The 1074-nt window shown below is 41.1% G+C and carries 2 protein-coding genes; both read right to left on the bottom strand.

The window, feature by feature from the left end; genetic code table 11:
* Positions 1–45: 45 nt before the first annotated feature.
* Complete coding sequence (locus CDZ78_RS20880; protein ID WP_087871640.1) at positions 46–564, bottom strand: hypothetical protein; 519 nt, start codon at positions 562–564, stop codon at positions 46–48.
* On the bottom strand, positions 524–1074 hold a 551-nt coding region (locus CDZ78_RS20875; protein WP_211200792.1), incomplete at its 5' end, for an FAD-dependent oxidoreductase. The genes CDZ78_RS20880 and CDZ78_RS20875, both read right to left, overlap by 41 nt.

Here is a 1074-nt window from a genome sequence, read left to right as displayed (position 1 = left end):
GCTAAAACTCTGTCAAGAACTTTTTTAATTATTTACGCTGAGTAGTTACTCCCCGATAACATAAAAACCAGGGCGTTGAGTAGACTCATAACTGGCTGCTATAACAGGAGCAAATCTAGCACCTATGGGTAACAAACCTAAATCGTCGACAATTTTTGCGGCTTGGTGAGTGGGTATCACGTTTATAACTTTACCAGAAAAGTCTCCTACTGACGTTATAGCAACCTTCGCACCAGTTATCGGGTTAATTTCAACAGAATTCAAAGTAGCGTTAGGCACATAGGTGACAATATCTCCATATATGCCACTAAAGGCCTGTTCAAATGTTTCTTTTTCAATGGTTATTTCAGGGTGTGGGTCCAGCACAATTACCTGGCCATCACTGTCAAGAATACGTTTAATATAATCTGCTACAACACACGCCCGTTCATAAGGTCCCGGTGGGCAACGGTACGGGCTTTGAGGCACGGTCATTACAAAAGTATCACCTTGTTGCATGGTTTGCAATTGATCGCGTAATAATTCAGTTTGTGGCCCCGCAATCCAGGCATGAGGAATAAACATCAAAGTTATTTATATCGCCGTTTTTAAGCCCTTCAATATCTATAAACTCTATGCCTGGCGCCAGGACTACATAATCACAGACTATGGTTTCATCAGAATCTAAATGTACTGTTTTCTCATCGCTCTCGGGTACCACTGTTACATCTGTCACTAGACCTTGCTTAACAATAACACCATAATTGTCTTGTAGTGGTGTAAAGGGCAAAGTGATATCTTCCATTTGTAAGCGGTCATTTAGAATCAGGTTGCTTAATACACAAGACACATGTTCAGGGTTTTTATCAACCATCGTTACCTGAATTTTTCCATTTCCCCATAGGCGTAAATATTTTGCCATAGTTGCCCCGGCGAATCCGCCACCAACAACAACGACTCGTGCTTCAAAAGCACTACTAACTTCAGCTTTCAAGGTTGAGGGGACAGCAACTAATGCTGCTGAGGCACTGGTCAATTTAATGAAATCACGTCGATTAATTTGCGTCATAATAGTTTCCTTGAAGTTATTTTTAG

The organism is Bathymodiolus platifrons methanotrophic gill symbiont (genome assembly GCF_002189065.1).
GTDB lineage: Bacteria > Pseudomonadota > Gammaproteobacteria > Methylococcales > Methylomonadaceae > Methyloprofundus.
Note: the sequence above shows the minus strand (reverse complement) of the source record. Positions and strands in the feature narration are given on the sequence as shown.